General features: G+C 65.3%; 27 protein-coding genes and 1 tRNA gene. 12 read left to right on the plus strand and 16 right to left on the minus strand.

The genetic code is table 11. The features are described from left to right. The first annotated feature begins 14 nt into the window (after positions 1–14). Both A3E1_RS42790 and A3E1_RS0129640 read left to right on the plus strand, forming a co-directional pair. Positions 15–881 (plus strand): SGNH/GDSL hydrolase family protein, encoded by an 867-nt coding sequence (locus A3E1_RS42790; protein WP_020524436.1) that lies wholly within the window; start codon positions 15–17, stop codon positions 879–881. A gap of 22 nt (positions 882–903) precedes the next feature. Further along, positions 904–1788 carry a DMT family transporter gene (locus A3E1_RS0129640; RefSeq protein ID WP_020524437.1) on the plus strand — a complete coding sequence of 295 codons (885 nt, stop codon included), beginning with the start codon at positions 904–906 and terminating at the stop codon, positions 1786–1788. 58 nt (positions 1789–1846) lie between these two features. On the opposite strand, the gene A3E1_RS0129645 is transcribed toward A3E1_RS0129640, so the two are convergent. The 5 genes from A3E1_RS0129645 to A3E1_RS0129665 are packed head-to-tail and all read right to left on the minus strand — an operon-like array spanning position 1847 to position 5557. Then, complete coding sequence (locus tag A3E1_RS0129645; protein ID WP_020524438.1) at positions 1847–2557, minus strand: ABC transporter permease subunit; 711 nt, start codon at positions 2555–2557, stop codon at positions 1847–1849. Positions 2558–2567: 10 nt separating this feature from the next. After that, entirely contained in the window at positions 2568–3479 is a 912-nt protein-coding gene (locus tag A3E1_RS0129650; RefSeq protein WP_020524439.1) for an ABC transporter ATP-binding protein, read from the minus strand. After that, positions 3476–4315, minus strand: coding sequence for an ABC transporter permease (locus A3E1_RS0129655; RefSeq protein WP_020524440.1), 840 nt, complete (start codon positions 4313–4315; stop codon positions 3476–3478). Before A3E1_RS0129655 ends, A3E1_RS0129650 begins: the two co-directional genes overlap by 4 nt. After that, positions 4308–5225 carry an ABC transporter ATP-binding protein gene (locus A3E1_RS0129660; RefSeq protein ID WP_020524441.1) on the minus strand — a complete coding sequence of 306 codons (918 nt, stop codon included), beginning with the start codon at positions 5223–5225 and terminating at the stop codon, positions 4308–4310. The genes A3E1_RS0129655 and A3E1_RS0129660 overlap by 8 nt, the downstream gene beginning before the upstream one ends. A gap of 26 nt (positions 5226–5251) precedes the next feature. Next, complete coding sequence (locus A3E1_RS0129665; protein ID WP_040392131.1) at positions 5252–5557, minus strand: 4a-hydroxytetrahydrobiopterin dehydratase; 306 nt, start codon at positions 5555–5557, stop codon at positions 5252–5254. 102 nt (positions 5558–5659) lie between these two features. On the opposite strand from A3E1_RS0129665, the gene A3E1_RS42795 reads away from it, so the two are divergent. The 4 genes from A3E1_RS42795 to A3E1_RS0129685 are packed head-to-tail and all read left to right on the plus strand — an operon-like array spanning position 5660 to position 9272. Further along, complete coding sequence (locus A3E1_RS42795; protein WP_083929694.1) at positions 5660–7924, plus strand: nitrate- and nitrite sensing domain-containing protein; 2265 nt, start codon at positions 5660–5662, stop codon at positions 7922–7924. Next, positions 7921–8331, plus strand: coding sequence for a roadblock/LC7 domain-containing protein (locus tag A3E1_RS0129675; RefSeq protein WP_020524444.1), 411 nt, complete (start codon positions 7921–7923; stop codon positions 8329–8331). The genes A3E1_RS42795 and A3E1_RS0129675 overlap by 4 nt, the downstream gene beginning before the upstream one ends. Before the next feature lie 55 nt (positions 8332–8386). Beyond that, complete coding sequence (locus A3E1_RS0129680) at positions 8387–8719, plus strand: DUF742 domain-containing protein (protein ID WP_245571445.1); 333 nt, start codon at positions 8387–8389, stop codon at positions 8717–8719. After that, a complete protein-coding gene (locus A3E1_RS0129685) occupies positions 8697–9272 on the plus strand; it encodes a GTP-binding protein (RefSeq protein ID WP_020524446.1) in 576 nt (191 codons plus the stop codon). Before A3E1_RS0129680 ends, A3E1_RS0129685 begins: the two co-directional genes overlap by 23 nt. Here the strand turns inward: A3E1_RS0129685 and trpD are convergent. From trpD to A3E1_RS0129700, 3 genes are all read right to left on the minus strand, one after another. After that, a complete protein-coding gene (trpD, locus tag A3E1_RS42800) occupies positions 9265–10251 on the minus strand; it encodes an anthranilate phosphoribosyltransferase (protein WP_020524447.1) in 987 nt (328 codons plus the stop codon). The genes A3E1_RS0129685 and trpD overlap by 8 nt on opposite strands. 101 nt (positions 10252–10352) lie before the next feature. Further along, on the minus strand, positions 10353–11195 hold the full coding sequence (locus tag A3E1_RS0129695) for a trypsin-like serine protease (protein WP_026208974.1): 843 nt from the start codon (positions 11193–11195) through the stop codon (positions 10353–10355). A gap of 75 nt (positions 11196–11270) precedes the next feature. Further along, positions 11271–11687, minus strand: a complete 417-nt coding sequence (locus A3E1_RS0129700; RefSeq protein WP_020524449.1) for an organic hydroperoxide resistance protein — start codon at positions 11685–11687, stop codon at positions 11271–11273. 79 nt (positions 11688–11766) lie between these two features. Between A3E1_RS0129700 and A3E1_RS0129705 the strand changes: the two genes are divergently transcribed. Beyond that, entirely contained in the window at positions 11767–12324 is a 558-nt protein-coding gene (locus A3E1_RS0129705; RefSeq protein WP_020524450.1) for a TetR/AcrR family transcriptional regulator, read from the plus strand. Here A3E1_RS0129705 and A3E1_RS0129710 read toward each other — a convergent pair. From A3E1_RS0129710 to A3E1_RS47790, 4 genes are read right to left on the minus strand one after another with little or no spacing between them, the layout of a single operon-like run. Further along, complete coding sequence (locus tag A3E1_RS0129710; RefSeq protein WP_245571462.1) at positions 12307–14226, minus strand: ABC transporter ATP-binding protein; 1920 nt, start codon at positions 14224–14226, stop codon at positions 12307–12309. The two genes, A3E1_RS0129705 and A3E1_RS0129710, sit on opposite strands and share 18 nt — an antisense overlap. Before the next feature lie 2 nt (positions 14227–14228). After that, complete coding sequence (locus A3E1_RS0129715; RefSeq protein ID WP_020524452.1) at positions 14229–16076, minus strand: ABC transporter ATP-binding protein; 1848 nt, start codon at positions 16074–16076, stop codon at positions 14229–14231. 12 nt (positions 16077–16088) lie between these two features. Continuing rightward, on the minus strand, positions 16089–16595 hold the full coding sequence (locus A3E1_RS0129720) for a mycothiol transferase (protein ID WP_020524453.1): 507 nt from the start codon (positions 16593–16595) through the stop codon (positions 16089–16091). Next, entirely contained in the window at positions 16592–16897 is a 306-nt protein-coding gene (locus A3E1_RS47790; RefSeq protein WP_020524454.1) for a hypothetical protein, read from the minus strand. The genes A3E1_RS0129720 and A3E1_RS47790 overlap by 4 nt, the downstream gene beginning before the upstream one ends. A gap of 206 nt (positions 16898–17103) precedes the next feature. On the opposite strand from A3E1_RS47790, the gene A3E1_RS0129735 reads away from it, so the two are divergent. Together A3E1_RS0129735 and A3E1_RS0129740 are read left to right on the plus strand one after the other, a co-directional pair. After that, positions 17104–18084 carry an aldo/keto reductase gene (locus A3E1_RS0129735; RefSeq protein ID WP_020524456.1) on the plus strand — a complete coding sequence of 327 codons (981 nt, stop codon included), beginning with the start codon at positions 17104–17106 and terminating at the stop codon, positions 18082–18084. A 9-nt stretch (positions 18085–18093) separates the two neighbouring features. Continuing rightward, a complete protein-coding gene (locus A3E1_RS0129740) occupies positions 18094–18489 on the plus strand; it encodes a hypothetical protein (RefSeq protein WP_020524457.1) in 396 nt (131 codons plus the stop codon). On the opposite strand, the gene A3E1_RS0129745 is transcribed toward A3E1_RS0129740, so the two are convergent. Further along, positions 18470–18970: a hypothetical protein gene (locus A3E1_RS0129745; RefSeq protein ID WP_020524458.1), complete on the minus strand. Its 501-nt coding sequence runs from the start codon at positions 18968–18970 to the stop codon at positions 18470–18472. The two genes, A3E1_RS0129740 and A3E1_RS0129745, sit on opposite strands and share 20 nt — an antisense overlap. Before the next feature lie 114 nt (positions 18971–19084). Between A3E1_RS0129745 and A3E1_RS0129750 the strand changes: the two genes are divergently transcribed. Further along, positions 19085–19157: transfer RNA gene (locus tag A3E1_RS0129750), tRNA-Glu, on the plus strand. Positions 19158–19160: 3 nt separating this feature from the next. Here A3E1_RS0129750 and A3E1_RS0129755 read toward each other — a convergent pair. Continuing rightward, positions 19161–20333: a cytochrome P450 gene (locus A3E1_RS0129755; protein WP_020524459.1), complete on the minus strand. Its 1173-nt coding sequence runs from the start codon at positions 20331–20333 to the stop codon at positions 19161–19163. 76 nt (positions 20334–20409) lie between these two features. Between A3E1_RS0129755 and A3E1_RS0129760 the strand changes: the two genes are divergently transcribed. Beyond that, on the plus strand, positions 20410–21429 hold the full coding sequence (locus A3E1_RS0129760; RefSeq protein ID WP_020524460.1) for a S66 family peptidase: 1020 nt from the start codon (positions 20410–20412) through the stop codon (positions 21427–21429). A gap of 79 nt (positions 21430–21508) precedes the next feature. Further along, complete coding sequence (locus A3E1_RS0129765; protein ID WP_020524461.1) at positions 21509–22792, plus strand: HNH endonuclease signature motif containing protein; 1284 nt, start codon at positions 21509–21511, stop codon at positions 22790–22792. Here the strand turns inward: A3E1_RS0129765 and A3E1_RS0129770 are convergent. Both A3E1_RS0129770 and A3E1_RS0129775 read right to left on the minus strand, forming a co-directional pair. Further along, positions 22789–23313, minus strand: a complete 525-nt coding sequence (locus A3E1_RS0129770; protein WP_020524462.1) for a GNAT family N-acetyltransferase — start codon at positions 23311–23313, stop codon at positions 22789–22791. The two genes, A3E1_RS0129765 and A3E1_RS0129770, sit on opposite strands and share 4 nt — an antisense overlap. Before the next feature lie 97 nt (positions 23314–23410). Next, positions 23411–24247: an EamA family transporter gene (locus A3E1_RS0129775; protein WP_020524463.1), complete on the minus strand. Its 837-nt coding sequence runs from the start codon at positions 24245–24247 to the stop codon at positions 23411–23413. Positions 24248–24377 lie beyond the last annotated feature (130 nt).

Below are 24377 nucleotides of genomic sequence, written 5' to 3' on the forward strand. Positions count from 1 at the left end.
CGTACCCTGCGGCCATGGCCCGCATCGCCGCGCTCGGCGACTCCATCACGTTCGGCATGGGCGACCCGGCTCCAGTTGGTGGCTGGCGCGGCTGGGCCGCTCTGCTCGCCGCTTCGTATCCGTCCGCCGAGTTTCGCAATTTCGCCGCCTCCGGCGCGCTATCCGGCGATGTCGCCGGACCGCAACTCCATCAGGCATTGGCGTTCCGGCCGGCGCTGACGACCGTTCTCGTTGGCGTCAACGACTGCCTGCGCGGAACGTTCAGCATCAACACCATCGGCGAGCGCCTGCACGCCACGGTCGATGCCCTCTGCGCGTCCGGCAGCCGGGTGGTGCTGGCGTGCCTGCCCGAGCCGGGCCGCATGCTGGGTTTACCGCAAGCTCTCGCGCGCCCCCTGGCCCGCCGGGTGCACGCCATCAACGCGATCATTCATGCCCTCACCAGGGGGTACTCCGTGACGCATGTTCATTTGACGAGTGATGAGATCGTGGCGGACCGCCGGATGTGGAGCATCGATCGCTTGCACCCCAGTGAACGTGGGCATCGCTGGCTCGCCGCCATGGCCTATGACGCGCTCGCGCGCGACGGCTGGCCCGGCCACGTTCGTCCAGGGCTCGAACCGCTGAACCCGGTGCCCAGCCGCCGTGCCCAAGCCTGGTGGATGGCGACGAAAGGCACACAGTGGCTTTACGCGCGGTCGACTGATCTGGTGCCGCAGTTGATGGGACTGGCAGCGCACGAGTGGCGGCTGATGCGGCGCGGGTTAGCTAGCCAGCTCGACCTGCAAATGGCGGCTGAGGTGCGCGCGGTTCTGCAGGCGTTAACGCCGCACGGCAAGGAGATTCCGCCGTCGTTCACGGCCCGGCCAGCTGGAAGCTGATCAGCAGATCCATGCTCAGCGCGTGCTGGCTGGCATCATTCTCGCGCTCGTTTCCGCCCTGTGCTTCGCCGCGGCGGGTGCCTTGCAGCACTCCGTGACCCGTGCCGTAGCCCGGGAACGCGGTGACAGCAAGAGTTTGCTGCCCGTGCTCGGGATGCTGCCGCAGATGCTGAGCCGGCGTGTGTGGTGGGCCGGATTCGCCTGCAACGTGGGCGGTTTCGTGTTCCACTCGATGTCGCTCCACTTGGGATCGATCACCATCGTGCAGGCGTTGCTGTGTGTGCAGTTGCTCTTCGCCCTGCCGTTCGCCACGGCTCGGGCGCGGACCCTCCCGCTCGGGCGCGACTGGACGGGCACGATCGCTGTCTGTGCTGGGGTGGCCATGCTCGTCGCCGCGCGCGGATCGGTGCCGCAGACGCAGTCGCGCCATCACTTAGTACCAGCTATATGTTTGCTGGGTTTGCTTTTGATCGGGATATTGCTGGTGGTGGCCCGGCTATTACGGGCCACAGCCCGAACTGCCCTGATCGGCATAGCCTCCGGGACGGGATTCAGCCTGACCGCCGTTCTGATCATCGTCGTCGCCGATCAGACCGTCCGGCTCGGGCCTGCCGCCGTCTTCACCCACTGGAATGTTTACGGGCTGGCGCTTTCCGGCCTCGTCGCGGCGATCCTGGCGCAGGACGCGTTCGCGAGCGGGTCTTTTCCCGCCGCACTGACAGCGATGACCGTCGCTGACCCGATCGTCAGCTGGCTATGGGGCGCCATCTTGTTCGACCAGATCCCGCCTGAAACCCCTGCCGCTGTGGGCACTTTGGCATTGGCCGGAGGGCTGCTCGCGGTGGGCGTGGGGCTATTGGCCCACTCCCCGACCATGTCTCGGTCTGCGCAGTTCGCTCCACGTTAGCCAGCTGGGTCCCGGGCCGCGAGGCGTGGCGGCAGGCGGCCCGGGGAGTCAGCGTGCGTTAGCTGGTCTCGCCCGCGACCGAGAACGAGCGCAGGCGGGTGATGGCTAGGTAGAGCCCGCCCAGCGTGACCACCACGGTCATGATGATGGCAGCAGGCAGTTTCACCGTGCTCATCAGCAGATCCGTGCCGGCCAGCTTTTGCGCCAGAGTCACGACGTATTGCTGTACCGACAGCACCCGCGTACCACTGACCACATTGGACAGCAGGCCTTCCCAGATCGCGATGTAGAGCAAGCCGATCAGGACGGGACGCCGGGACACCACACTGAGCGCGAGGAACAAGGAGCAGTAGGCGATCGCGCCGATCACCATCGCCGCGGCCAGGGCTAGCCCCAGCTTCGGGCCGTCGGTCATCCATCCCGCGACGAACGCTGAACCGCCGGCCACGAAAGCGGTCACCGCGGAGGCGACCACCATTTTGGACAGTACGATCTTCCAGCGCGGCACCGGTTTGGTGAGGATGTGCACGATCGTGCCGTCGTCGATCTCCGAACCGAGCACGCCCGTGCCCACGATCAAGGCGACGAGCGGCAGGACGACCGCGACCCCGATACCAACGAGCACCGGCGTCGCGAACTCGTCCGCGGTGTCGATGGAGGCGGCGAGTGCCGTTATACCAATGAAAATCAGCGGCAGCGGGAACAGCAGCAGGAACCGGCGGCGGCCGAACAGCCCGCGAGCCGTGATCCAGGCGATTGTTGAATTCATGATGATGCCCCTATGCCGAAACCAGGTAGGAGAACACGCTTTCCAGCGATTCGTCGGATGGGACGAGCTGGCGCACGCGAATCCGCTCCGCCAGCGCGATCCGCGGGAGTTCCCGGGTGAATGTGCCGTAGTCGCTCGCGTGGACGGTCAGCCCGGTGGCGTCGAGGGATACCCCGGCCACGGACGGCGAACCCATCAAGGAAACGGCCAGTTTGCGGTCATCACTGCTGCGGACCGCGAACACGTGTGGCCGGTGGGTCATGAGCCGCCGGATAGTGCGGTAATCCCCAGACGCGGCAAGGCGCCCGGCGACGATGACCTGAACGGTCCCCGACACCTGCTCCACTTCTTCCAGGATGTGTGAGCTGAACAAGACGGTCCGGCCCGCGGCGCCGAGGTCGTGCAGCAACGCCATCATGTGCATGCGCTGCCGTGGGTCCATGCCATTGAACGGCTCGTCGAGCAACAGCACGCTCGGTTCGTGGACGAGTGCCGCCGCGACCCGGATCCGCTGGCGCATGCCTTTGGAATAGGTGCTCAGTTTGCGGTCCTGCGCTGGTGCCATCTCGACGAGCTCGATGGCCTTGCGGGCCGCCGCACGCGGATCGCTCAGGCCGTGCAGTTTCGCACTGGCGTAGACGAACTCCCAGCCCGTCAGGAACCCGTGCGCCGCTTCCCTTTCGCTCACGAGGCCCAAGTGGCGGTAGATCTCCGGGTTGCGCCAGGTGGGCTGTCCGTCTAGGACGACCTCACCCCGGGACGGGGCAAGGAATCCCGCCATCATGTGCAGCAATGTCGTCTTGCCCGCCCCGTTAGGGCCAAGCAAACCCGTCACGCCCGGCCCCAGGCTCACCGTGATGTCGTTTACCGCCACGACATTGCCATACCAGCGGGATACCCCGCGAAGGTCCAAAGTGCTCACAGCGACACCTTCTTGTAACGCAGGATCAGCTGCAGCGCGCACAGCGCTGGCACGAGCACGCCAGCGGCCAGGTAAACCGGGCCGTAATTTCCGATGGGCATGTTGTCGGCCGGGAACAAAGCCTCGCGAACGCCTTCTGGAAGCATCGTCGGCGACGCCAGTGGAGCCAGCGACTCCAACGTCTTGTTGCCCAGAGACATAAGGACTCCCGCGACCGGCAGCGTCACCAGGAAGACCGCCGCGATCGCACCGGCCGCGAAGGCACGACGGCTGGCGAGGGAGGCGATCAGCACGCCGAGGCCGCCAAAAACGAACGCGTAGACGGCGGCGACGAGCCACCCGCCAAGCAGACCGCGCAGTTCCCCGAACACATCGCCCTGGCCGAACGCGCTTGCCGCGAAGATAAGGGTCTGCGGGCCGGCCATCATCAGCCAGATCGCCGAAACCACCGAGAGCAGCTTGGCTCCGGCATAGGCCGCGCGGCTCACCGGGCGGGCGAAGTAGAGCGGGAGCAAGTTGTTGCGCAGATCCCGCGACACCAGCTCGGGGGCGACGATAGCGAGGAAGACCAAGACCACCACGCTCGCGATGGAGGGCAGATCGGCGTACCCGACGTCATCGGAGCCCTGCGACCGGGCGATGGCGATGACCAGGGCGATGACCCCGATGAGCCCGACCGCGATCCACGGGAAGATCTTGGCTTTGGCGCTGCGGCCCAGGCCGAAGGCGGCCCGCAGGCCGTGCACGTATAGCGCGCCAAAGATCGAGCGGGGACCGAGGCGCTGGCCTTGATACCGCTGGTAACCAATATCGTGAATCATCGACTGCTCAGACATGAGCGGCCTCCCGGTCCTGAGCGAACAGCTCCGCCACGCGATGGCGGCGCTGGTCGAGACGGTGCAGAGGAAGATCTAGCTCCGCCACCGTGCGGAGGATCAGGTCATAAGTGTCCTCATCGGACAGCCGGACCAGCAGCGCCCTGCCGTCGGCCTGCACCACAAGCCCTTGCCGTGTCAGCGCTTCGCTGAGCTCGGCCGTGCCTTCGGAGACCTCGATCGCGAGCACATCGATGCCCTGGGTCATCGACTCGATCCGGGCGGCCCGCAACAGCCTGCCGCCTTCGATGGCCACGAGCGAGTCACAGATCCGCTCGACCTCACCCAGCAAGTGGGAGCAGACGACCACGGAAATGCCGAACTCGGTGCCAATGCGGTGAATGAGGCTCAGCATGGCGTCACGGCCAGCCGGGTCAAGCCCGTTCGTCGGCTCGTCGAGCAGCAGCAGATCCGGGTCATGCACGAGCGCTTGCGCCAGCTTGACCCGTTGCTTCATGCCCGTCGAGTACCCACCGATCTGGCGGTAGCGCTCTTCGTAGAGCCCGACGTGACGCAGCGCCTCAGAGGCCCGCTCGCGGGCGACCGTTCGCGGCAGGCCGGTCATCCGGCCCATGTGCGTCACGAACTCTGCCGCGATCATGTCGGGCGGCAGGCAATCGTGCTCCGGCATGTAGCCGACCCTGGCTCGCACCGCGTTTCCGTCGCTAACCGGGTTGAGGCCGAGCACGCTGATCTCGCCGCTCGTCGGCTCAAGCAGGCCCAGCAATGTCTTGATCATGGTGGATTTCCCGGCGCCGTTAGCGCCCACGAGCCCGATCACGCCCGGCTCGACCTCTAGCGTGAGGTCTTGCAAAGCGGTCACTCCACCTGGGTAGGTCTTCGTCAGCGACCTGGTCGAAATGAGTGCCACGACGTCACGCTAGACGTCTGACCGGCTCAGTTGCCTCCGGTGAAACCCTTAATAATCTCGTCGATGCGGGTGGCGAGCCGGAAATCACGGGCGGTCACACCGCCCGCCGAGTGCGTGACGCAGCTAAACGTGACGGTCCGCCAGCGAATGTCCATGTCGGGATGGTGGTCCAGCTCTTCCGCGACCACGGCCACCCGGTCCACCAACGTGATCGCGTCCGGGAAGCCGCGCATCTCAACGGTCCTGGTGATCGCCCCGTTAGCCAAAACCCAGCCGTCCAGTTCGGACAGCCGCTGGCCGATTTCGCTTGCCCCCATTACCTCAGCAACCATGTCGCCAGCTTACATTTTGTTCCACATTGGGGCTTCGTGCCTCGCGAAAGGCAAGATACTATCCCCTGCGAGCGGGGGCGTAGGCGTTGCAGAAGAGGACAGATGAAGAAACGAAGCTGGTCCATACGTACCCGGATTCTCGTGCTGCTCCTCGCACCATTGCTGCCTCTAATCGGCATCTGGGTGTTCAGCACGGCAGGTTCCTTCGACTCTGCGGTGAGCCTGCTCAATGCCAAGGTGGAAGCGGATAACGCCGGAACTCCCTCGAACCCTGTCGTGGTCGAGATCCAGGCGGAACGCAAGCTGTCGATGGTCGCCGTCGGCACCCCTAAGGGCGGCGGGCCAGACCTTAAGGTGCAGCGCGGCCGGACCGATGCCGCGATCAAAGAATTCCGCCGGCTGTCGGCCACCGACTCGCTCCAGGACACCATCAGCGACCTCACGCGCCACCACCTGACCCGGCTCAACGAGGCGCTAGACCAGCTTCAGGTCGGCCGCGACGCCGTCGATGACCGCAAGTTCACGCGCCTTGACGCCATGAACTTCTACTCCGACATCGTCGACCGGACCTACGTCATGTACACCACGATCTCCACGATCGACAATCGCGAGCTGACCCGCCAGGTCGACGCGGTCATGGGGCTCACCTGGGCGCGCGAAATTATGAACCGCGAAGACGCCCTGATCAACGCGATCCTCAACGGGCCCAAGCCAACCGGCCCCGAGCTGGTGCGCCTGACCGAATACATCGGCCTTAACCGCCATATGCTCAACGATGTCGTACGCAGTCTCACGCCCGAAGAAGCCGCCAGTTACCGCGCGCTGCAAGGCACGACCGCCTACTCAAATCTGCGGGCCATCGAGGACAAAGTCCAGCACGAAGGTGTCGCGGGAGCCCCGCTGCCGGTGGATGGGCTGTGGTGGAAGGACACCTTCACCGAGGTCGACAACGCCCTGTTCAAAATCGGTGACGAGGGTGCGCAGCGAGCCCTGGGCGCGGCCACTCCGATCGCCGTGGGTGTCATGCTGCGGCTCGGGATCGCGGGTGGTCTCGGCCTGATCATCATCATCATGCTCATCTGGGTGTCGAGCCGCATCGCCCGCTCGCTTATCCGGCGCATCAACGACGTGCGGCAAAAGGCGCTCAACCTGGCGCACGAGCAGTTGCCGATGACGGTCGCCAAGCTGCGCCGCGGTGAAGACGTCGAGATCCCGCCGCCACCGGCCGCCGAAACGCAGACCGATGAGCTAAGCCAGCTCAGCAGCGCGTTCAGCGCCGTGCAGCAGACCGCTATCGAGTCCGCGGTGCAGGAAGCGGCGCTGCGCAGCGGGCTGAACCAAGTCTTCCTTAACATCGGGCGGCGCAGCCAGACACTGGTGCACCGTCAGCTGTCGCTTTTGGAGACGATGGAACGGCGCATCAGCGACCCGCACCACCTCGAGGAAATCTTCAAGGTCGACCACCTCGCGGTGCGCATGCGCCGTTACGCCGAAGACCTTGTCATCCTCGCTGGCGCCGTGCCCGGCCGCGGCTGGCGCAACCCGGTGCCGCTGGCCGACGTGCTGCGCTCGGCGATGTCCGAAGTAGAGGACTACACCCGGATCACGGTCGTGCCCGCCCCACCCGCGTCATTGGCGGGCCGGGCGGTCAGCGACGTCATCCACCTCGTGGCCGAACTGCTGGAAAACGCCACCGCGTTCTCACCACGCGACACCCGTGTCAGGCTCGCTGGCCAGGTCGTACCAAACGGATTCGCCATCGAGATCGAAGACCGGGGTGTGGGCTTGCCGGCCGAAGCGCTCGCTGAAGCCAACGAGCGCCTCAACAACCCGCCCGACTTCGACCCGGCGCAAAGCGCACGGCTCGGCCTGTTCGTGGTGGCGCGGCTCGCGGCCCGGCATGGCATCAAGGTGACGCTGCAAGCCTCGCCCTATGGCGGCGTGACCGCGGTGGCCTTGCTGCCCAACGACATCATCGTTTCGTCCAGCGAACAGTCCAAACTGGACAGCACCGCGCCGAAGGCGATCGCTCCGGCTCCGGTGCATGCTCAGGTCACCACGCCCGCACAGGCGCGGGCCTTGAGCCCGGCAGAAACCCCGACTCTGGCCACACCCGTGCTGGCCCGCCGGGAACCAGCGCCGTCAGCGGCACTTGATGGGCTTCCGGTGCGTGCCCGTCAGGCCAGCCTGGCGCCGCAGTTGCGTGAGCCGCTAACAGAACCAGCCGCCGAGCCCATCCCGGCACCACGCGCACCCTCGCAAAGCAGGGCACTGCTGTCCTCCCTGCAAGAGGGGGTCAACCGGGGCCGGCAGGCCTCAGAACACATCACCGCACCGGACCACAGCAATGGGGAGGAGGGCCAATGACAGCCCGGCAAAGCCAGGATTGGCTGCTAAGTGACTTCGTTCAGCGGGTGCCGTCGGTCAAACGGGCCGTCCTGCTTTCCGTCGACGGCATCTTGATGGCTGCCTCGGCCGGCATGGAACAGGCCTCCGCCGAGCACATGGCCGCCGTGGCGGCAGGGTTCGCCAGCCTTGCCCGCAGCGCCGGCCGCCATTTCGAAGCAGGCCCGGCCCGGCAGTCGATTATCGAGCTGGAGTCAGCTTTTCTGCTCGTCACCCCGGCAGGCGCTGGGGCCTGCCTGGCCGTCCTCAGCGCCGCGGACTCTGACATCGGCATGGTCGCCTACGAAATGGCGCTGCTCATCGAGCGGATCGGGCACAACCTGACCACGCCACCCCGGCCCGTCCCCCAGCCGGCCGATGTCCACTGAGGACAGAGGCGAAGCGAACGCACACAACTGGATGGATCAGGACGCTGGTCCTCTGGTGCGTTCCTTCGCGCTCACCGGAGGCCGGGCAAGCCCTGGCTCGGAATCATTTGAGTTGCTGACTTACGTGGTGACTGTGCCGTGGTCGTCGGGATACTCCGGGCTGCACCTGCAGCCGGAGCATCTCAGCATTCTTGAGCACGCGGAGCGGCCCGCTTCCGTGGCCGAAATCGCGTCGCACCTCTCCCGGCCACTTGGTGTGGTGCGGGTGTTACTCAACGACCTACAGGAGATGGGTGCCATCACGAAATACTCCCCCACTCCGACGGCGAATCGTCCCGACGACCGGATTCTTCAGGCGGTGATCGATGGCCTCCGAGCAGCAGGCTAGGCCCGTTGTTGTTCCCACAACAGTCAAGATCTTGATTGCAGGCGGGTTTGGCGCTGGCAAGACCACCATGGTCGGGTCGGTCAGCGAGATCATGCCATTGCACACCGAAGAAGTGCTCACCTCGGCGAGCATGGACTCCGATGATGTGTCCGGAGTGGAGGGAAAGACGTCAACGACCATCGCGATGGACTTTGGCCGCATCTATCTTCGCGATGACCTCGTGCTCTACCTGTTTGGCACGCCTGGACAGGACCGGTTCTGGTTCTTGTGGGACGAGCTGGCGCTCGGCGCTTTGGGCGCTGTCGTGCTCGCGGACTCCCGCAGACTGGCCGATTGCTTTCCGTCCATTGACTATTTCGAGCAACGGGGCACACCGTTCCTCGTGGCGGTCAACAAGTTCCACGGCGAAGAGCCGTTCGGTGTCAACGCGGTGCGCACGGCACTCAACTTGGACCCGGGCGTGCCCGTTATCTCGTGCGACGCCCGGGATAGCATGTCGGGCCGGGAAGTGCTGATCTCACTGATCGAGCACGTGCGCTCCCGGGTTAACTGACAAGACTTTGGTGGAAGGTCCTGGTGGCCTGGAACCACGGCGCGATCCCAGCACTGACGAGGGGGAGCGCGGTGGCCCAGGCCTCGGCCAGGGTCGCCTCCAGCCCTCTGGTGTAGCGAGCCAAAGCCACGTTCGCGGCGAGTGTCTCGCGGTAGGGCGACTCGCACGTCCCCGCGATGACCTGCTCAGCGAGCTTGAGGTTCCAGTCGGTGTCCCCGCCGACCGGTTCCGAGGTGAAGACGATGCCGAACTCGGCGGCCGGGTCGATGATGCGCTCGGTGACCGACTTGGCGTGCCCGTCGACCTCAAAGATCACCGACGGGGAAACGACGGACAGTTCATCGAGCCCGTTCGGTCCACAAACGACGGTCGCCCGCACGACGTCTAGCTCCAGCAGCGTTCCGGCCATCAGCCGGGCCAAATCAACATCGTGCGTACCAAGAAGCACGTAACGCGGCCGGGCCGGGTTGGCCAGCGGCGCCATCCAGTTGATGAGCGTCGGGTGCCCCAGAGCGCGCCGGATCGGGGCTATCTTGCCCAGCCCAGGGTGGAAGCGTGGCGCGAAGCAGTAGCCGAATCCGGTCTGCAGCACGCATTCCTTGACTTCTTCGGGCCCGAGGCCGATCGGAATGCCCAGCGCCTCAAGGAGATCCGAGGATCCACTCGTCGACGTGGCCTTGCGGTTGCCCTGTTTGCACACGGCGACACCGGATGACGCGACGATCAGCGACGACAATGTCGAGATGTTCAGTGCGCCAACGCGGCGGAAGTGGCCGCCACCGGTGCCCACGATGTCCAATGTGGACTCCGTCTCGGGCACCTGAATCGCCCGCTCGCGAAGATAGCGGACCCCGGCGGCCAGTGCTGGCCCGTCGAGGTGTTCGATCAACACCCCGGCCAGGCGCGATGCGAGCACGTCCTGCTCGCCCTCGCCCGTCAGCAGGTCGTCGAGCAGCGAGGTGACGTCGGATGGATTCATCTGCACAAGTGCGCATTGTGCCACACAGATGAGTTCCGGCCGGTTCCCCGCGAAGGCGGAACCGGCCGGGCGCTAGCTCAAGGGAACCTATCTATTACCTCCTAGAAGGAGGCCAGCCATTCCTCGACCACCGGGATCTCGATGCGCTGATAGCCACCGAGGTAACGGCAGTTCTGGGTGTAGCCGTAGCTGGTGACGGCGACCAGCAGCCCGTTGAGGAACACGGGACCGCCGGAGTCACCAAAGCAGGTGCCACCGCCACCACGGGTGTCATTGGGGTTTCCGTTCATTTGCAGCACCTGCGGCGTCAGCTTCTGCCCGGGTGAGGTCGTGTAACGACGGATCAGCGGGTAGCTCATCGGCTGCGGGTTCTGCGGTCCAGCATCTGCCTTGCGCACCTCGGTGCCGTAGCCCACCACATCGAAAACGGTGCTGTTCAGCGTGGGCTGGGCGAATTGATCGAGGTAGTTTCCGGTGGCCAGCGTCGCGGGAGCGATGGTGGTCACCGGCTTGTCCAGCACCACGATGCCGACGTCGTTCCAGTTGTCGAGATCGGTGAAGTTGGAGTATTGCGGGTGCGTGTAGGCGGTTCCGGCGAGGAAGCCGGCCGCTTCCAGCTCAGCGGAGGTGTAACCCACGCTGGGGTCGGCCGCCACCGGCAGGCCGCTGGGCGGCTGCTCGGCGATGACCGAGTTGAAGGTGACGAGGGTCTTTCCGAGCGTTCCGGCCGTGCAGTGCGCGGCCGTGATGAGCACCGTTGGCGAGACCAGTGTCGCGGAGCAGCGGAAGCGCCCCTCCGCGTCGTAGAACAGGATCAAGCCAACGTTGGGGTGACGGTTGCCGTCAGGCTCGCCGCCCGTGATCGCGGCGGCCGGGTGCGCGGAGGCCGCCAGGGTCACGGCGGCCAGGACGGCAGCCATTGCGGAGCGAATTAGGATCTTCATGCGTAAAAGGCGAACCCTTCTGAGCGAAGTTGTTCCCCGGTGCCAGCTCTCGGCACTTTACGCAGTTAGACGTGCCTACTCAATGACGATGTCGACAGGGATGTTGCCCCGAGTGGCGTTGGAGTATGGGCACACCTGGTGCGTCGCTTCGACCAAAGCGCGGCCGGTCTCGCCGTCGAGGTGAGCGGGAAGCTCAGCTCGCAGGACGACCGACAGGCTGAATCCACCCTTGACGTCTGGGCCGTGCAGTCCCACTTCGGCCGTCACCGAAGCGTCGTCGGCGTCGATGCGCATCCGCTTGGCGACGAGCTTCATCGCGCTGGCGAAACAGGCCGCGTAGCCAGCGGCGAACAGCTGCTCGGGGTTGGTGCCTTCGCCCGTGCCGCCGGTGGCTTTGGGCATCGCGAGGGTCAGGTCGAGCTGGCCGTCGGAGGTGATGGCACGGCCATCGCGGCCACTTGCGGTAGCTACAGCGGTGTAGAGAGCACTCACGGGGGCAACCCTTCTAGGTAGACAGGTCTGTCTAGCAGACTACCCGACACTAGACAGACCTGTCTGGTACTGTCAAGTGATGGCTGACACCCGCCCGGCCCGGCGCCGCATCCTCGACACGGCAGGCATCTTGTTCTATGCCGAAGGCATTCGCGCTGTTGGCATCGACCGCATCATCGCCGAGTCGGCAGTGGCGAAAGCAACCTTCTACCACCACTTTCCGTCCAAAGACGACCTCGTGGCGGCCTACGTGCAGGAGCGAATCGACCAGCAGCAAGTGGCGATTGCCGCGCTGCCAGAGCGCGAACCGCTGGAGATGCTCCATCTGATCTTCACCAAGATGGGCGAGATCGGCGCCTCACCGAGCTTCCGGGGCTGCCCGTTCATCAACGCGGCCGCCGAACACCCGAACCCGGCACACCCTGTGCGTCTGGTCATCGACCGTTACCGGTCGTGGTTTCACGCCATGATGCTGCACTACCTCACCGAAGCCAGGCATCCCGACCCGGAACGGACCGCTGACTTGCTCATGATTCTGCGGGACGGGCTGGCCGTCGGCGGGCAGCTGGACAACCCAGCCGCCCTAACCGCCGTCGTTGATGTCGCCCTCGACCGCCTGCTAGTGGGAGTGCGCTGACCACGTCGCGAAAAGCTCGGCGTAGCGCCCCTCGGCGGCCACAAGTTCAGCGTGTGAACCGGTTTCGGCGATGCCGTGCTCGTCGACAACGATGATGCGGTCCGCGCGCATGGCGGTGGATAAGCGGTGGGCGATCAGCAGGGCCGTCCGCCCATCGAGCAGCCGGTCGAGGGCCTGCTCGACGAGAAGCTCCGAGTGCAGGTCCAAATTGGACGTCGCCTCGTCCAGCACGACAACCCGTGGCTGGGCAAGGAAAGCACGCGCCAGGGCGAGCAACTGCCGCTGACCCGACGACACCGACTGCCCGCGTTCGTGCAGCGGTGCGTCCAGGCCGAGTTCGGTGCGCTCGATGAGGGACCGCAAGCCGACCGCGTCCACGGCGGCCCAGATCTCCTCTTCCGGCGCGGATGGCCGTGCGAAAGCGATGTTGTCCCGCAACGTTCCGGCAAACATGAACGGTTCCTGTGGCACGACGCCGATCTGGCGCCGAAGGCTCGCCAGCGTCACGTCCCGCAGATCGTGCCCGTCAATGAGAATGCGTCCCGCTGACGGATCGTGCAGCCGCGTCACGAGTTTGGCCAACGTGGACTTTCCCGCCCCGGTCGGCCCGACCACGGCGACGGTCTCCCCCGGCGCGATCGTCAGCGTGACGTCCCGCAGAACCGGTACCCCTGGCTTGTAGCCGAAAGACACGTTCTCAAACGTCAAAGCACCCGAGACCGGCGGTAAGTCCACGGCGGACGGTGACTCGGGCACTGAGGGCGCGAGCGAAAGCAGCTCCCCGAGTTTGGTCACGGCGGCCCGTGCTTGCTGATAGTTCGTATAGAGCTGAACGAGCTGCTGCACAGGAGCGAAGAAAGCGTTGAGGTACAACACAAACGCGGTCAGAACGCCGAGGCTCAGTGTGCCGTTGACGACCCGCGTGCCACCGATCAGCAACAACGCGGCCATAGCCGCCATGCCAATGACGGAAGTCGCCGGGCCATAAATAGCCGAGATGTGCCCGGCGAAGTCGCTCGCGTCGCGGTAGCGCCCCGTGAACCTGCGGTGGGCGACGATGTTGCGGTCCTGCCGGTTGTGCGCCGTGACGACCCGGGTGCCGGAAAGGCTTTCGGACAGATCAGAGAACATGGCCGCGATGGTGTCGCGCTGACGTCCGTAACCGACGTCTGACTGAACGCGGAACCACCACGTCAGCCCGGCCAGCAGCGGCAGCACGAGCAGCAACGTGATGGCGGCCAGCGACGGGTCGTAGGTGAACAGCACGGCTGTCACCACGATCATCGTCAGCCCCTGTATCGCGAACTGCGCCAGACCTTCCTGGAAAAGTTGTTGCAGCGCTTCGATATCCGACGACATGCGGGTCATGATGACGCCCGCCTTCTCGTCGGTGTAGTAGTCCATCGACAGCCGCTGCAGATGCCCGAACACGCGCACCCGCATGTCGCGCATCGTGTCTGCGGCGAGCCTGCCGCACTGCTGAATCCGGGCCGAGGTGGCCACCCAGCCCAGCGCGACCGTCACGAGGAACGCGCCCGCAGCGAGGAACAACACGTTCAGGTCGCGGGGCACGATGCCGTCGTCGATGCCGAGCTGCACCAGCAACGGGCCCGCTTGCAACAGCACCGTTTCGACGACCACGAGGACAGCCGCGGCGAGGAACGAGCCGCGGCGCGTGAACGCCAGGCGCCACATGCTCAGTTTGCCGTCGCTCGCCGCCGCCTGCTCGAACCGCACGTAAGGGTCTCCGTGATCGGGCTCCCCCGCTTCAAGCTTTTCCACCGCGGCGACGAGATCCAGCGGAATGCCCGCGAACGGCTGCCCGCCTTGCTGTGCCTTGCGTGCCCCGAGCCCGCCAATCCCCGGCGCGTTACCGGGCCCGCCGAACCCACCCCCATACATGCTCACGCTGTGTTCCCCCGTTCAGCGCCGCGCAGACCCGAGGCCAAAACCCCAGTCTGCGGATCACTACCGCGCGCAAGCGGCACTGAAGCCACCTCGTCGTCCTGAAGCGAGGACGCGAGCACTGAGCCGTATTCAGGTGACGTCTCCAGCAACGACGCGTGGGTCCCGTCCGCGATGACGCGACCTTCAGACACCAGCAAAACGCGATGAGCCAACGCGATGGTGGACAGCCGGTGCGCCACGATGAGCGTTGTCCGTCCGTCCAAAAGGGACTTCAGTGATGAGTGGATGCGCTGCTCCACCGAGACGTCGATGGCACTTGTCGCATCGTCGAGCACCAGGATCGGCGGGTTCACGAGCAAGGCGCGCGCGATGGCGATCCGTTGCCGCTGACCGCCGGACAGCGTATATCCGCGTTCGCCGACCTTCGTCGAGTACCCATGAGAAAGCTCTTGAATGAAATCATGTGCCCCAGCGGCCTTGGCCGCCTTGATGACTTCTTCCATGGACGCGTCTGGGCGGCCGTAGGCGATGTTGTCGCGAATGGACACGGAGAATAGGAACGGTTCGTCGGGCACGATGCCGACCTGGTCCCGCAGTCCCGCGAGCGCAAAGGAACGCACATCGCGCCCGTCAATCAATACCCGGCCCGATGTCACGTCGTAGTACCGCGCGAGCAGCCGCCCGATCGTTGACTTGCCGCTGCCGGTTCTGCCCACGATTGCGATCGTCTCGCCCGGCTTGACGGTGAACGACATGCCCGAAATAGCGGAAGTCCCCAGCGGATAGTTGAAGCTGACGTTCTCAAAGGAGATCTGCCCGCGCAGCCGGGCCGAAACCGTGCCGTCAGCGATGTCGGAGTGCGTGTCGAGCACCTCATAGATGCGGCGTGCCGAGGCCGCGGCGCGCTGGCTCAGCATGATGAGCATGCCCAGCATCCGAAACGGTGGCTGCAGCATGAGCACGTAGGCGTTGAACGCCACGATCGTGCCGATGGAAGCCTTGCCCTGTATGGCCATCCAGCCGCCGAGCAGCAGCACGAGCCCTAACCCGATGCGCGGCAAGTTTTCCAGCGTCGGCGACCACCAGCTGCGGATGGAGGCCTCACGGCGGTAAGCCCAGCGGACTTTGTCGGCCTCGCGGGCGAGGGTCTCGAGTTGCTGTTGCTCGGCGGCGAACGCCTTGACGATCCGCACGCCGTTGGTGTTCTCGTCGACGACGGTGGCGACCTGGGCGAGGCGGCTCTGGATCAGCCACGACACCGGGAAGATGGACCGTCTGGCATAGATGCCAAGCACCCCAACGACCGGCAGCGCCGCCATGGCGACCAGTGCCAGCGGCACATTCACCGACAACATGAGCGCGAAGGCGAACACCGCGATCGTGCACTGCACGAGAATCGACGGGCCGAACGTCAGGTACATCTGCACGGCACGAATGTCCGAACTGGACCGTGACATGAGTTCACCCGACTGCACCCGGTCGTAGAAGCCGAACGGCATGCGCACGAGGTGCTGGTACATGATGTTGCGCAGGTCGTATTCCACCGCGTAGGCGGTCTTGAGCAGATAGCGGCGCGCCAAGTAGTTGACGATGCCCTGCCCCACCGCGAACAAGGCGATCAGCCAGAAGTACTTCTGCAGACTCGCCGCGCGCGCGACAAGCGCGTCGTCGATCCCTAACCGCACCAGGTTGGGGATCTGCACCTGGATGAGCAAGCCTGCCAGAGAAAGCGCGAGTGAGGTCAGCAGCAGCCAGCGGTGGGCCAGCGCCACGGGCAGGGCGCGGCGCAGCCAAGACTTGCTGGTATCTGGGTCGATATTCGCCTTAGGCTCTCGGTAATTCACCAAGGCTTCAGTTTAAGCGCCCGTCACGCCATCCACACCTTGGCGAATTAAGTCAGCATGGCCGTTATGCCGGGCATACTCGCCGATCATGTGCACGTGAATGAACCGGAGCGAGTACTCCCCTGCCATGTCGTCCATCGACGCACCAGCGGCAGCGAGACGGGCCGCTTCCTGTTCCTCAAGCAACACCGCGTAGTCGCGGGAAGCGAGCGCCGGGTCCAGCACCTCGAAGTCGGCATCCTTGTGCTCCACAGTGGAGTGAAGCCGCTCGATGGGCTCGCCACGGAACCGTTCACGGAACCAGATCCGCTCGACCTTCGACAGGTGCCGGATCAGCCCGAGCAGCGACAGATTCGACTCACCGACCGATGCCAATGCGAGCTGCGAGCCGGTCAGCCCGGCGCACTTGAACAGAAAAGTGGAGCGGTGCCAGTCGAGCAGGCTCGGCAAGAGTTCGGACTCCGGCGCGGATAACGATCCGGAGGGGCGGGTTACGGCAGGGGCGGTCCAGGTGGTCACGCAGTCGATCTTAGTTCGGTGAGCGTGACGTCTGGCGCGGCACCCACACGCACGGGCGGCCCGAGCGCGGTTTCCGCTCCAAATGCGACAGTCGATCCGGCGATCAGCCCCGCGGCGACAGCCGTCCCGCGCGCTAACAGCAACCGGCGGCCTTCGTCCGGCACACGCCTCCGCACGAAGAACCGCGGCACCTCCAGCACGGCCAGCATTAGCACTAGGTAGAGCATCACGGCGACCCACAGGTAGCCAGGAAGCTTTGGCGCCCAAGGCAAGTAGTCGCGCACCCGGGCACTGAACGCCATCAGGAGTGCCGGTCAACACGAGCAAGATCACCGTGCCAACGATACGCCCGTTCCGTGAGCGGACCGGAATCGCGGACGAGACGCACCCAGAGGTAGAAGGTGCACGGCCCCAGCACGACCGCCAAAAGCGCTAAGAACGCCCATCCGCTCACATAAACTCCCGGGGTGCTTGACTTGGAGTGCACTCTAAACGCAAGGGTGGAGGCATGAAGTACCGTCAACTCGGGGCCGGTGGCCCCTCCGTTTCAGAACTCGGTCTCGGCTGCATGGGCATGAGCGCGTTCTACGGTGAGCGTGACGACACGCGATCTGCCGAAACACTCCTGCGGGCACTCGACCTCGGCATCACCCACTTCGACACGTCCTACATGTACGGCTGGGGACACAACGAAGAACTCATCAGCCGCAGCCTGGGCGCCCGCCGCGACGAGTTCGTGTTCGCGACGAAGTTCGCCCATCGCATGGCCGCGGACGGTTCGCGCTACGTCGATTCCTCAGGCGCGTGGGCGATTGAGTCGTGCGATGCCGCTCTGCGGCGCACTGGCTTTGATCACCTCGACCTGTTCTATATGCACCGCCGCAACCCGGGCACGCCGATCGAGGAAACCGTCCAGGCGATGGCTTCGCTTGTGGAGCAAGGAAAAATCCGGCTGATCGGGCTCTCGGAAGTCAGCCCGGCCACCTTGCGAAAAGCTCACGCGGTCCATCCGATCGCGGCGGTGCAGATGGAGTACTCGCTGTTCACACGCGACGTCGAAGACGAGATGCTCAGCACCTGCCGTGAACTGGGCGTCGCACTGGTCGCCTACTCGCCAGTGGGCCGTGGCCTGCTGACCGGCAAAGTCAACGTGAACGAGCTGTCCAAAGACGACTTCCGCCGGGTCCTGCCGCGGTTCACGGGCGACAACCTCGACCACAACGAGGCTCTCGTCGCCGCGCTAACGCAGGTGGCTGCCGAGATCGGCTGCACTCCGGCGCAGGCCGCCCTGGCTTGGGTGCTGGCCCAGGGCGACGACATCCTGCCGATCCCGGGCACGAAGCGCGTTACCTATCTCGAGGAGAACACAGCGGCGGCCGGCATAACGCTGACCTCCGCGCACCTGCTGGCCCTGGAAACCGCGGTCCCGGCCGCGGCGGTCGCCGGAACCCGTTACACGGCTGAAGGAATGCTGACCACGGGGCACTAGATTCATGCCATGGCGATACAGGTAGCGGAAGTAACTCCGAACGCGGTGCTGAGCCTGGGCACGGCCGTCACTGTCCACAGTGGAACAGCCCAGCTGGGCGGCAGTCAGGGGGCGGTCGTCGTCGTGCGCTCTGGCGGCGCACCTGAGGAGTTTGGGTTCTATGTCCCCGACGCCACGCCCTTGGCCGAAGGTGAGGCCGAGCCGGTCGCGGTCGCCGAGGTTTCCCTGATGGCCCTCACCTCGCTGGGCACCAGCACGTTGCACGTGCAGGGAGTTGACCGGGTCACCGCGGCGTTCGTGCCAGACCCGCGCGGCGGCACCGCCAGGTGGCTTTACCTGAGCGGTGCCGCGCACGCGGCCGCGGCGATGCGCATCGGCTATCGCGTCACCCTCGTGAAAGGCTGACACCGCTTCCGGTGCCAGCCTCGTTGGAAGTGAATCCGTGTGCCTCAGCGCCGTGGTTCTTGAGGCGCACCTCACCACCGCCGGTCACGGCGATGGCTGCCGACGCCGCGAACACGCCGGTGCTCGTCGCCTGGTGCACGACCGTGCCGTTCTTACGAAAGCTCAGCACGTTGTCCGCGGTGACGTCGCCGCTTCCGGCGCAGAGCTGCTCCGCGAGCCAGCTCAGTTCGGCTATGCCGCCGGCCGGATCGACGTCAACGTCTGGCGCCGGGTCAGGGGCGCACGTGACTCCCTCGGCGGGCGTGACGGTGGACATGAACTCCACTGTCACCTTCGGACAGGCGAACGACACGTCGAAGCGGACCGCCGCATCGATCTGTGTGTTGCTGACGGTGGCCGCGCAAGGCTCCGCGGCATGAGCCGCCGGCGCTCCAAAGACGACAGAGGTGGCCAGCACGGCCAAGGCAAGAAGTTGCTTCACAAATGATCATTATATGCCCCATTGTGGACAAACAGCAGACGCCGACATCGGCCTTTTACCTGCCCAGAGCCTCTGCGACGACCAATGGGGGCGTCGGGTAGGCTGCGTCGCGGCGAGGCCGTAGCGCAGAGGTCGACGCACCGCCCTCTCAAGGCGGGGGACGCTGGTTCGATTCCAGCCGGTCTTGCCCCTAAAGCAGCACGCGCAGCTCTTCTGACCCGTGCTGCACGAACCCTCGCGCACCGTAGAAGAACGACGGTTCGGCGGCCGGGTCGAGCCTCAGCTCCGGGAACATAGCGAGCAGAGCGGCTAGAGCCGCTCTCGCTTCGATGCGCGCCAGCGGTGCCCCGACGCAGTAGTGCGGGCCGAGGCCGAATCCAAGATGCGTTCCGGGCCTGCCGAGCGTGAACGCGGCCGGGTCGGCGTAGACGTCGCCGTCGAAGTGAGCGGCCGCGATGCACAGGTAGACCATGCTGCCGCTCTTGACCGCGGTGCCACCGATCTCGGTGTCGCGCAGCACCAGCCGGTAGAGCCCCGCTGACGGGCTCGCCCAGCGGAACGCCTCGTCGAGCGCGGCGTCATAAAGCGACGCATCCGCCCGGACCCGTTGCAGCGCTTCATCATTCAGGAGCAGGGCGGCGATAGTACCGGTGAGCATTTGAATGGTGGTCTCAAATCCACCCAGCAGCAGGCTCACCACGGCGACGGTCACCGCCTCCGGCGTGTATTCACCTTCATCGACATGCGCTTTAACGATCTCGCCGAGCATGTTGTCGCTGGGATGCGCGCGCTCGTGCTCGACCAGTCTCGTGGTGTATTCGCTGATCTCCGCGAACGCCTTAAGCCCGGGAGCGGTCAGGCTCTCGTCCATGGGCGAGCCGAGCCAGCTGATGATCGCCCGCACCCACGCCAGCCCCTGATCTCCGACGTCATCCCTCACGCCAAGAAGTTCCAAGAAGACCTTCATCGGGTACGCCGCGAGCACGTCCCCGATCAACTCGGACTCCCTCTTGCCGGACAGCCCGCCAAACGCTTGCTGCGCAATAGGTCGCACGATCTCGGCATAGCGCGCGCTCGCCGAAGCACTGAAGAACCTGTTGTGGATACGCCGTTGGCGGGCGTGCTCCACCCCGTCGTGCGCGATCATCGCGGTGGCCATGGGGCCCATCCCGTAGAACTGTGTGCTGAACGTTTTCGTGTCGCGCAGCGCGGCCGAAACATCCTTGTGCCGCAACACCAGCGGCGCACCCATCAATTCGTCGAACACCACCGGCCGTTCGCGCCCATGTTCAGCGAGCGTGCTGCCCAGCCCTGTCGGAGAGACGGACCGGACCAGGAACGGGCTCTCAGCGCGGGGAATCATGCCTTATATTCTCTTCAGGCAGCGCTAACTATCCATCCATGCCGACAAATACCTGACACTATGGCATGATTTCGGCGTGATTCGCTATCCTGCCCTGCTCCAGCCCGGCGACCGCATCGGCGTGACGTCCCCATCCAGTGGTGTGCCCGCTGACCTGACGCCGCGCTTTGAGTTTTGCGTGTCCTATCTGCGCTCGCGTGGCTATGACGTCGTGGTCGGCTCATGCATGGACGGGTCAGGTGTCGTGAGCGCACCGGCGGCGGACCGCGCGGCCGAGCTGACCGCCATGATGACGGACCCCACGATCCGGGCCATCATTCCGCCGTGGGGTGGCGAGCTGGCGATCGAGTTGTTCCCGCACTTGGACTTTTCCGCCCTCGCGACGGACAGTCCTCCGTGGCTCATCGGCTACTCCGACCTGTCCACGCTATTGCTGCCGTTGACATGTCTCACGGGCGTCGCGACCCTGCACGGGCAGAACCTCATGGACACACCGTTACAGGTGCCCTCTCCCCTGCTGCCGTGGCTTTCCGTGGTCACGGGCGCGCCCTTGGTCCAAGGACCGTCCACTTTGCACAAACCCCAGGGTTTCCTTGACTGGGTTGGCGATCCCGAGCTGACCGAGTATCCGCTGACGTTGCCCGGCACGTGGTCACTGCTCGACCCGTCCACTGGCCCGCTGGGCGCCCGCGGCCGGCTCATCGGCGGCTGCATCGAGACGGTCTCGATCCTGGCTGGTACACCTTTCGGCTCGCTGTCTTCCTTTGCCGCCGCGCACGCGCCCGAGGGCCTCATCGTCTATCTCGAAGCCGCCGAAGACAACGCGCTCAACATCGCACGCTCACTGTGGCGCCTGCGCCTGGCAGGCTGGTTCGACCACGCCAACGCCATCCTCATCGGACGCACCAACGCTCCCGCCTCGGGCAGTTTCACCCAAGTCGACGCCGTCCGTAGCGCCCTGGGCGACCTCGGCCTGCCCATCGTCCTCGACGTCGACTGCGGCCACGTCGCACCCCACCTAGCCCTCGTCAACGGCGCCCTCACCGAAGTCGTCGTGGACGGCTCGTTGAAGGAGATCCGCCAGACCCTCGCCTGATCCCGTTGCGGGTTTCCGCAACCGGGATCCTGATGGGGTGCTTGGGTTTTTGTCGGTGGTGGAGCTTAGATTTGTTGCTGTGGGAAGGGTTGGTGATGCGGCCGTTGAGGAGCTGATCGCTGCCGTCCGCTCCGCCGCGATAGCCGATGCTCGGGTGCTCAAGGCGGTCACAGCAGTCGAGGACGCTTTACCGGCTCGCGAGTTTGCCCCCATGGAGATCGCCGCTGCCGTCGCATGGTCCCGTCAGGCCGCCGCTTCGCGTCTTGCCTTCGCACACGAATTGTTTCGCCTGCCCAACGTTTTCGGCGCTCTCGCGGGCGGGGACATCGACCTGCCCAAGGCTCGTGTCTTCTGCGAAGAGACCAGCGTCCTGCCGTCGGCCAAGGCCGAGCAGGTCTGCGCTGTGCTTCTCCCCCAAGCACCGTCGTTGACGACCGGACAGTTGCGCGCCAAGCTCATGCGCCTCGTCCTCGGCGAAGACCCCGATGCGGCAACATCGCGGCACAATGAGAAAGTCGCGTCACGACGGTTCATATTCGAGCCCGATCGCGACGGCTGCGCAAATCTGCTTGGCCTCGACCTGCCGGCCGACAAAGCCCGCGCGGCCGCCAATGTCGTGCACGCTCACGCTCGGCTTGCCAGTGCCTTTGGCGACAAGCGCACGATGGACCAACTGCGGGCGGATGCCTTCCTCAACCTGTTGACGGGCAAGCCTTCCGGCGGCCGAGGCGGCAGCGTCGAGCTGACGGCGTCCGTGCAGACCCTCGCGAAGCTTGCTGAAACTCCAGGCGAGTTAGCGGGTTACGGCCCGGTGATCGCCGAGATCGCCCGCAAAGTCGCCGCGCAGCAACAGAAAGCATCGTGGACTTATACCGTGCACGACCCCGAATCAGGCGAAGTCTTCGACGGCACGACCCGCGCCCGACCCTCCACATCAGACCCTCACCCAACCGCGCGACCATCCAGTCCGCCAGTCGCGCAACCGCCGGCCAACACCGAGCACAGTGAGACGGCATCGGCGAGTGCGGTGCCACCGGCCGGAAGTTACGAGCAGCCGGAAGAGTCGCGCGGTGCCGGCAAGCGGCGGGCGACGGCGGAGGTGACGCGGGTCGTGCGGGCGAGGGACAGGCGATGCCGGGCACCTGGTTGCCGGGTGCCCGCGTCACGGTGCGATTTGGACCATCGTGTCGACTGGGCTCGCGGCGGGCGCACCAACGCAAGCAATATGGTTCCGTTGTGCCGCTTCCATCATCGGGCCAAACACCAAGGCGGCTGGCGTTATTGGCGCACCAAACGCGGCGGATATGTCTGGCGCGGCCCGCTTGGCCGCCTCTACCAGGTCGAGCCGGAACCGCCGCCCTAGACGGAGTCGAGTTTGGCGTTCAGCATTTCAAACTCGGTGATCGACGGGTCGTGTGGATAGGGCATCGTGTTTCCGGTGCGGGTGAAGCCAAGCCGGGCATAGAAGGCTTCCGCGCGCCCGTTTACTTCGGTGACATAAAGCCTGACCTGGCTAGCCTCGATGGCATCGCGCGCCCAGCGCATGACCGCTGTCACGACTCCGGCTGACACGCCAATGCCGGCGCCGCGAAACGCCGGCTGCACATAAACACCCACAAGGTGGACCGTTGGTTCGGTCATCTCGTTGTCGACGAAACCGCTTGCCTTGCCGATCATTTGCCCATCGTGAATGGCGACGAAGGTCGCGAAGGCCGGATCGGTAGCGCCTTTCAGCACCCGGGACTGCCAAAACTCGTCGGGCTCCAGCACCGACTTGGCGTATTGCTCGACGAAAGCCAGGGGCTCGGCTTCCAATGCCTCAAGCCGCAGGTTTCGATAGTCACGCCACTCACCGGGCTTGAGTCGCCGCACAGAAAAATCCATGCCGTGATCATGCCCTGCCGCCGTGGCGACAGCACCGGAATTTGCCGTGCCGCCGGGGCGATGGGTCTGGCGGCACGGCAAACAGGGCACGTCGGGGTTATGTCACGGCTGGCCGCCGTGGGTTAAGCGCTGCTAGGCCGACTGCTGCCACCAGCAGTGTCGCGCCCACGAGGCCAAATACCGTGAGCCGGTCGCCCAGCAACGTGGCCGCCAGGACGGCACCGGTTAGCGGTTCGAGCAGCGCCATCAAGGCGGCGGTTGTGGCCGGAGCGGACCGCAGCCCACGGAAGTACAGCGAATACGCCAGTGCCGTGGGAACGATGCCAAGGAACAGCAGCAAGCTCACGGAACCCACGCCCGGGTTGAAGCGAAGGTCAGCGAAGCAAGCCAGGAGCAGACCGCCCAAAGTAAAAGCGAAACCTGTCGCGGCTAGATCGTCCAATCCGGACACTGGGCGGGCGCTGACCAGTGTCATGAGGGCGAATCCGGCGGCGGCCGCCAGGGCCAGGCCGATGCCGGGAACCGACATCGTGCCTGTCGGAGCACCGGACAACAGCACGAATCCGGTGAGCGCCAAGCACACCGTGCCCACCGCGCGCCGGTCGAACGTGCCCGAACCAAGCAGCACGAAAACAGGTGCGGCACCGATCGTGATCAGGGTGGCGACGCTGACTGAAGTGAACGAGATCGACGCGAAGAAGCAGGCCTGGAAGACCGCGGCTAACACGCCAATGAGGACGATCCGGCGCCAAGCGGCCACGCCTCGTGGCAGAGGCAGGCGCCGGAAGACAAAGACGGACAGTAAAAGCAGGCCGCCCACACACAGGCGGTAGGCCGCGATCGCTAACGGGGAAAGGCCGGCCGATTCGCGTAGGAGGTCACCCGCGATACCGCCGGTGCCCCAAAGAATGCCGGATATGACAAGGGAAAACAAAGGAATCGCTCCTGCGACGAGATGGAAAGGAGGTCGCGGAAGCGGGGCGTGCACGCACCAAGCAGGCCCCGCTAGAAGCGGGGTGGTGGAGTTACTGGAAACCACTGGTGCACAGAAGGAGTATAACCGC

It is taken from the genome of Catelliglobosispora koreensis DSM 44566 (assembly GCF_000379685.1).
GTDB classification, from domain to species: Bacteria; Actinomycetota; Actinomycetes; order Mycobacteriales; family Micromonosporaceae; genus Catelliglobosispora; species Catelliglobosispora koreensis.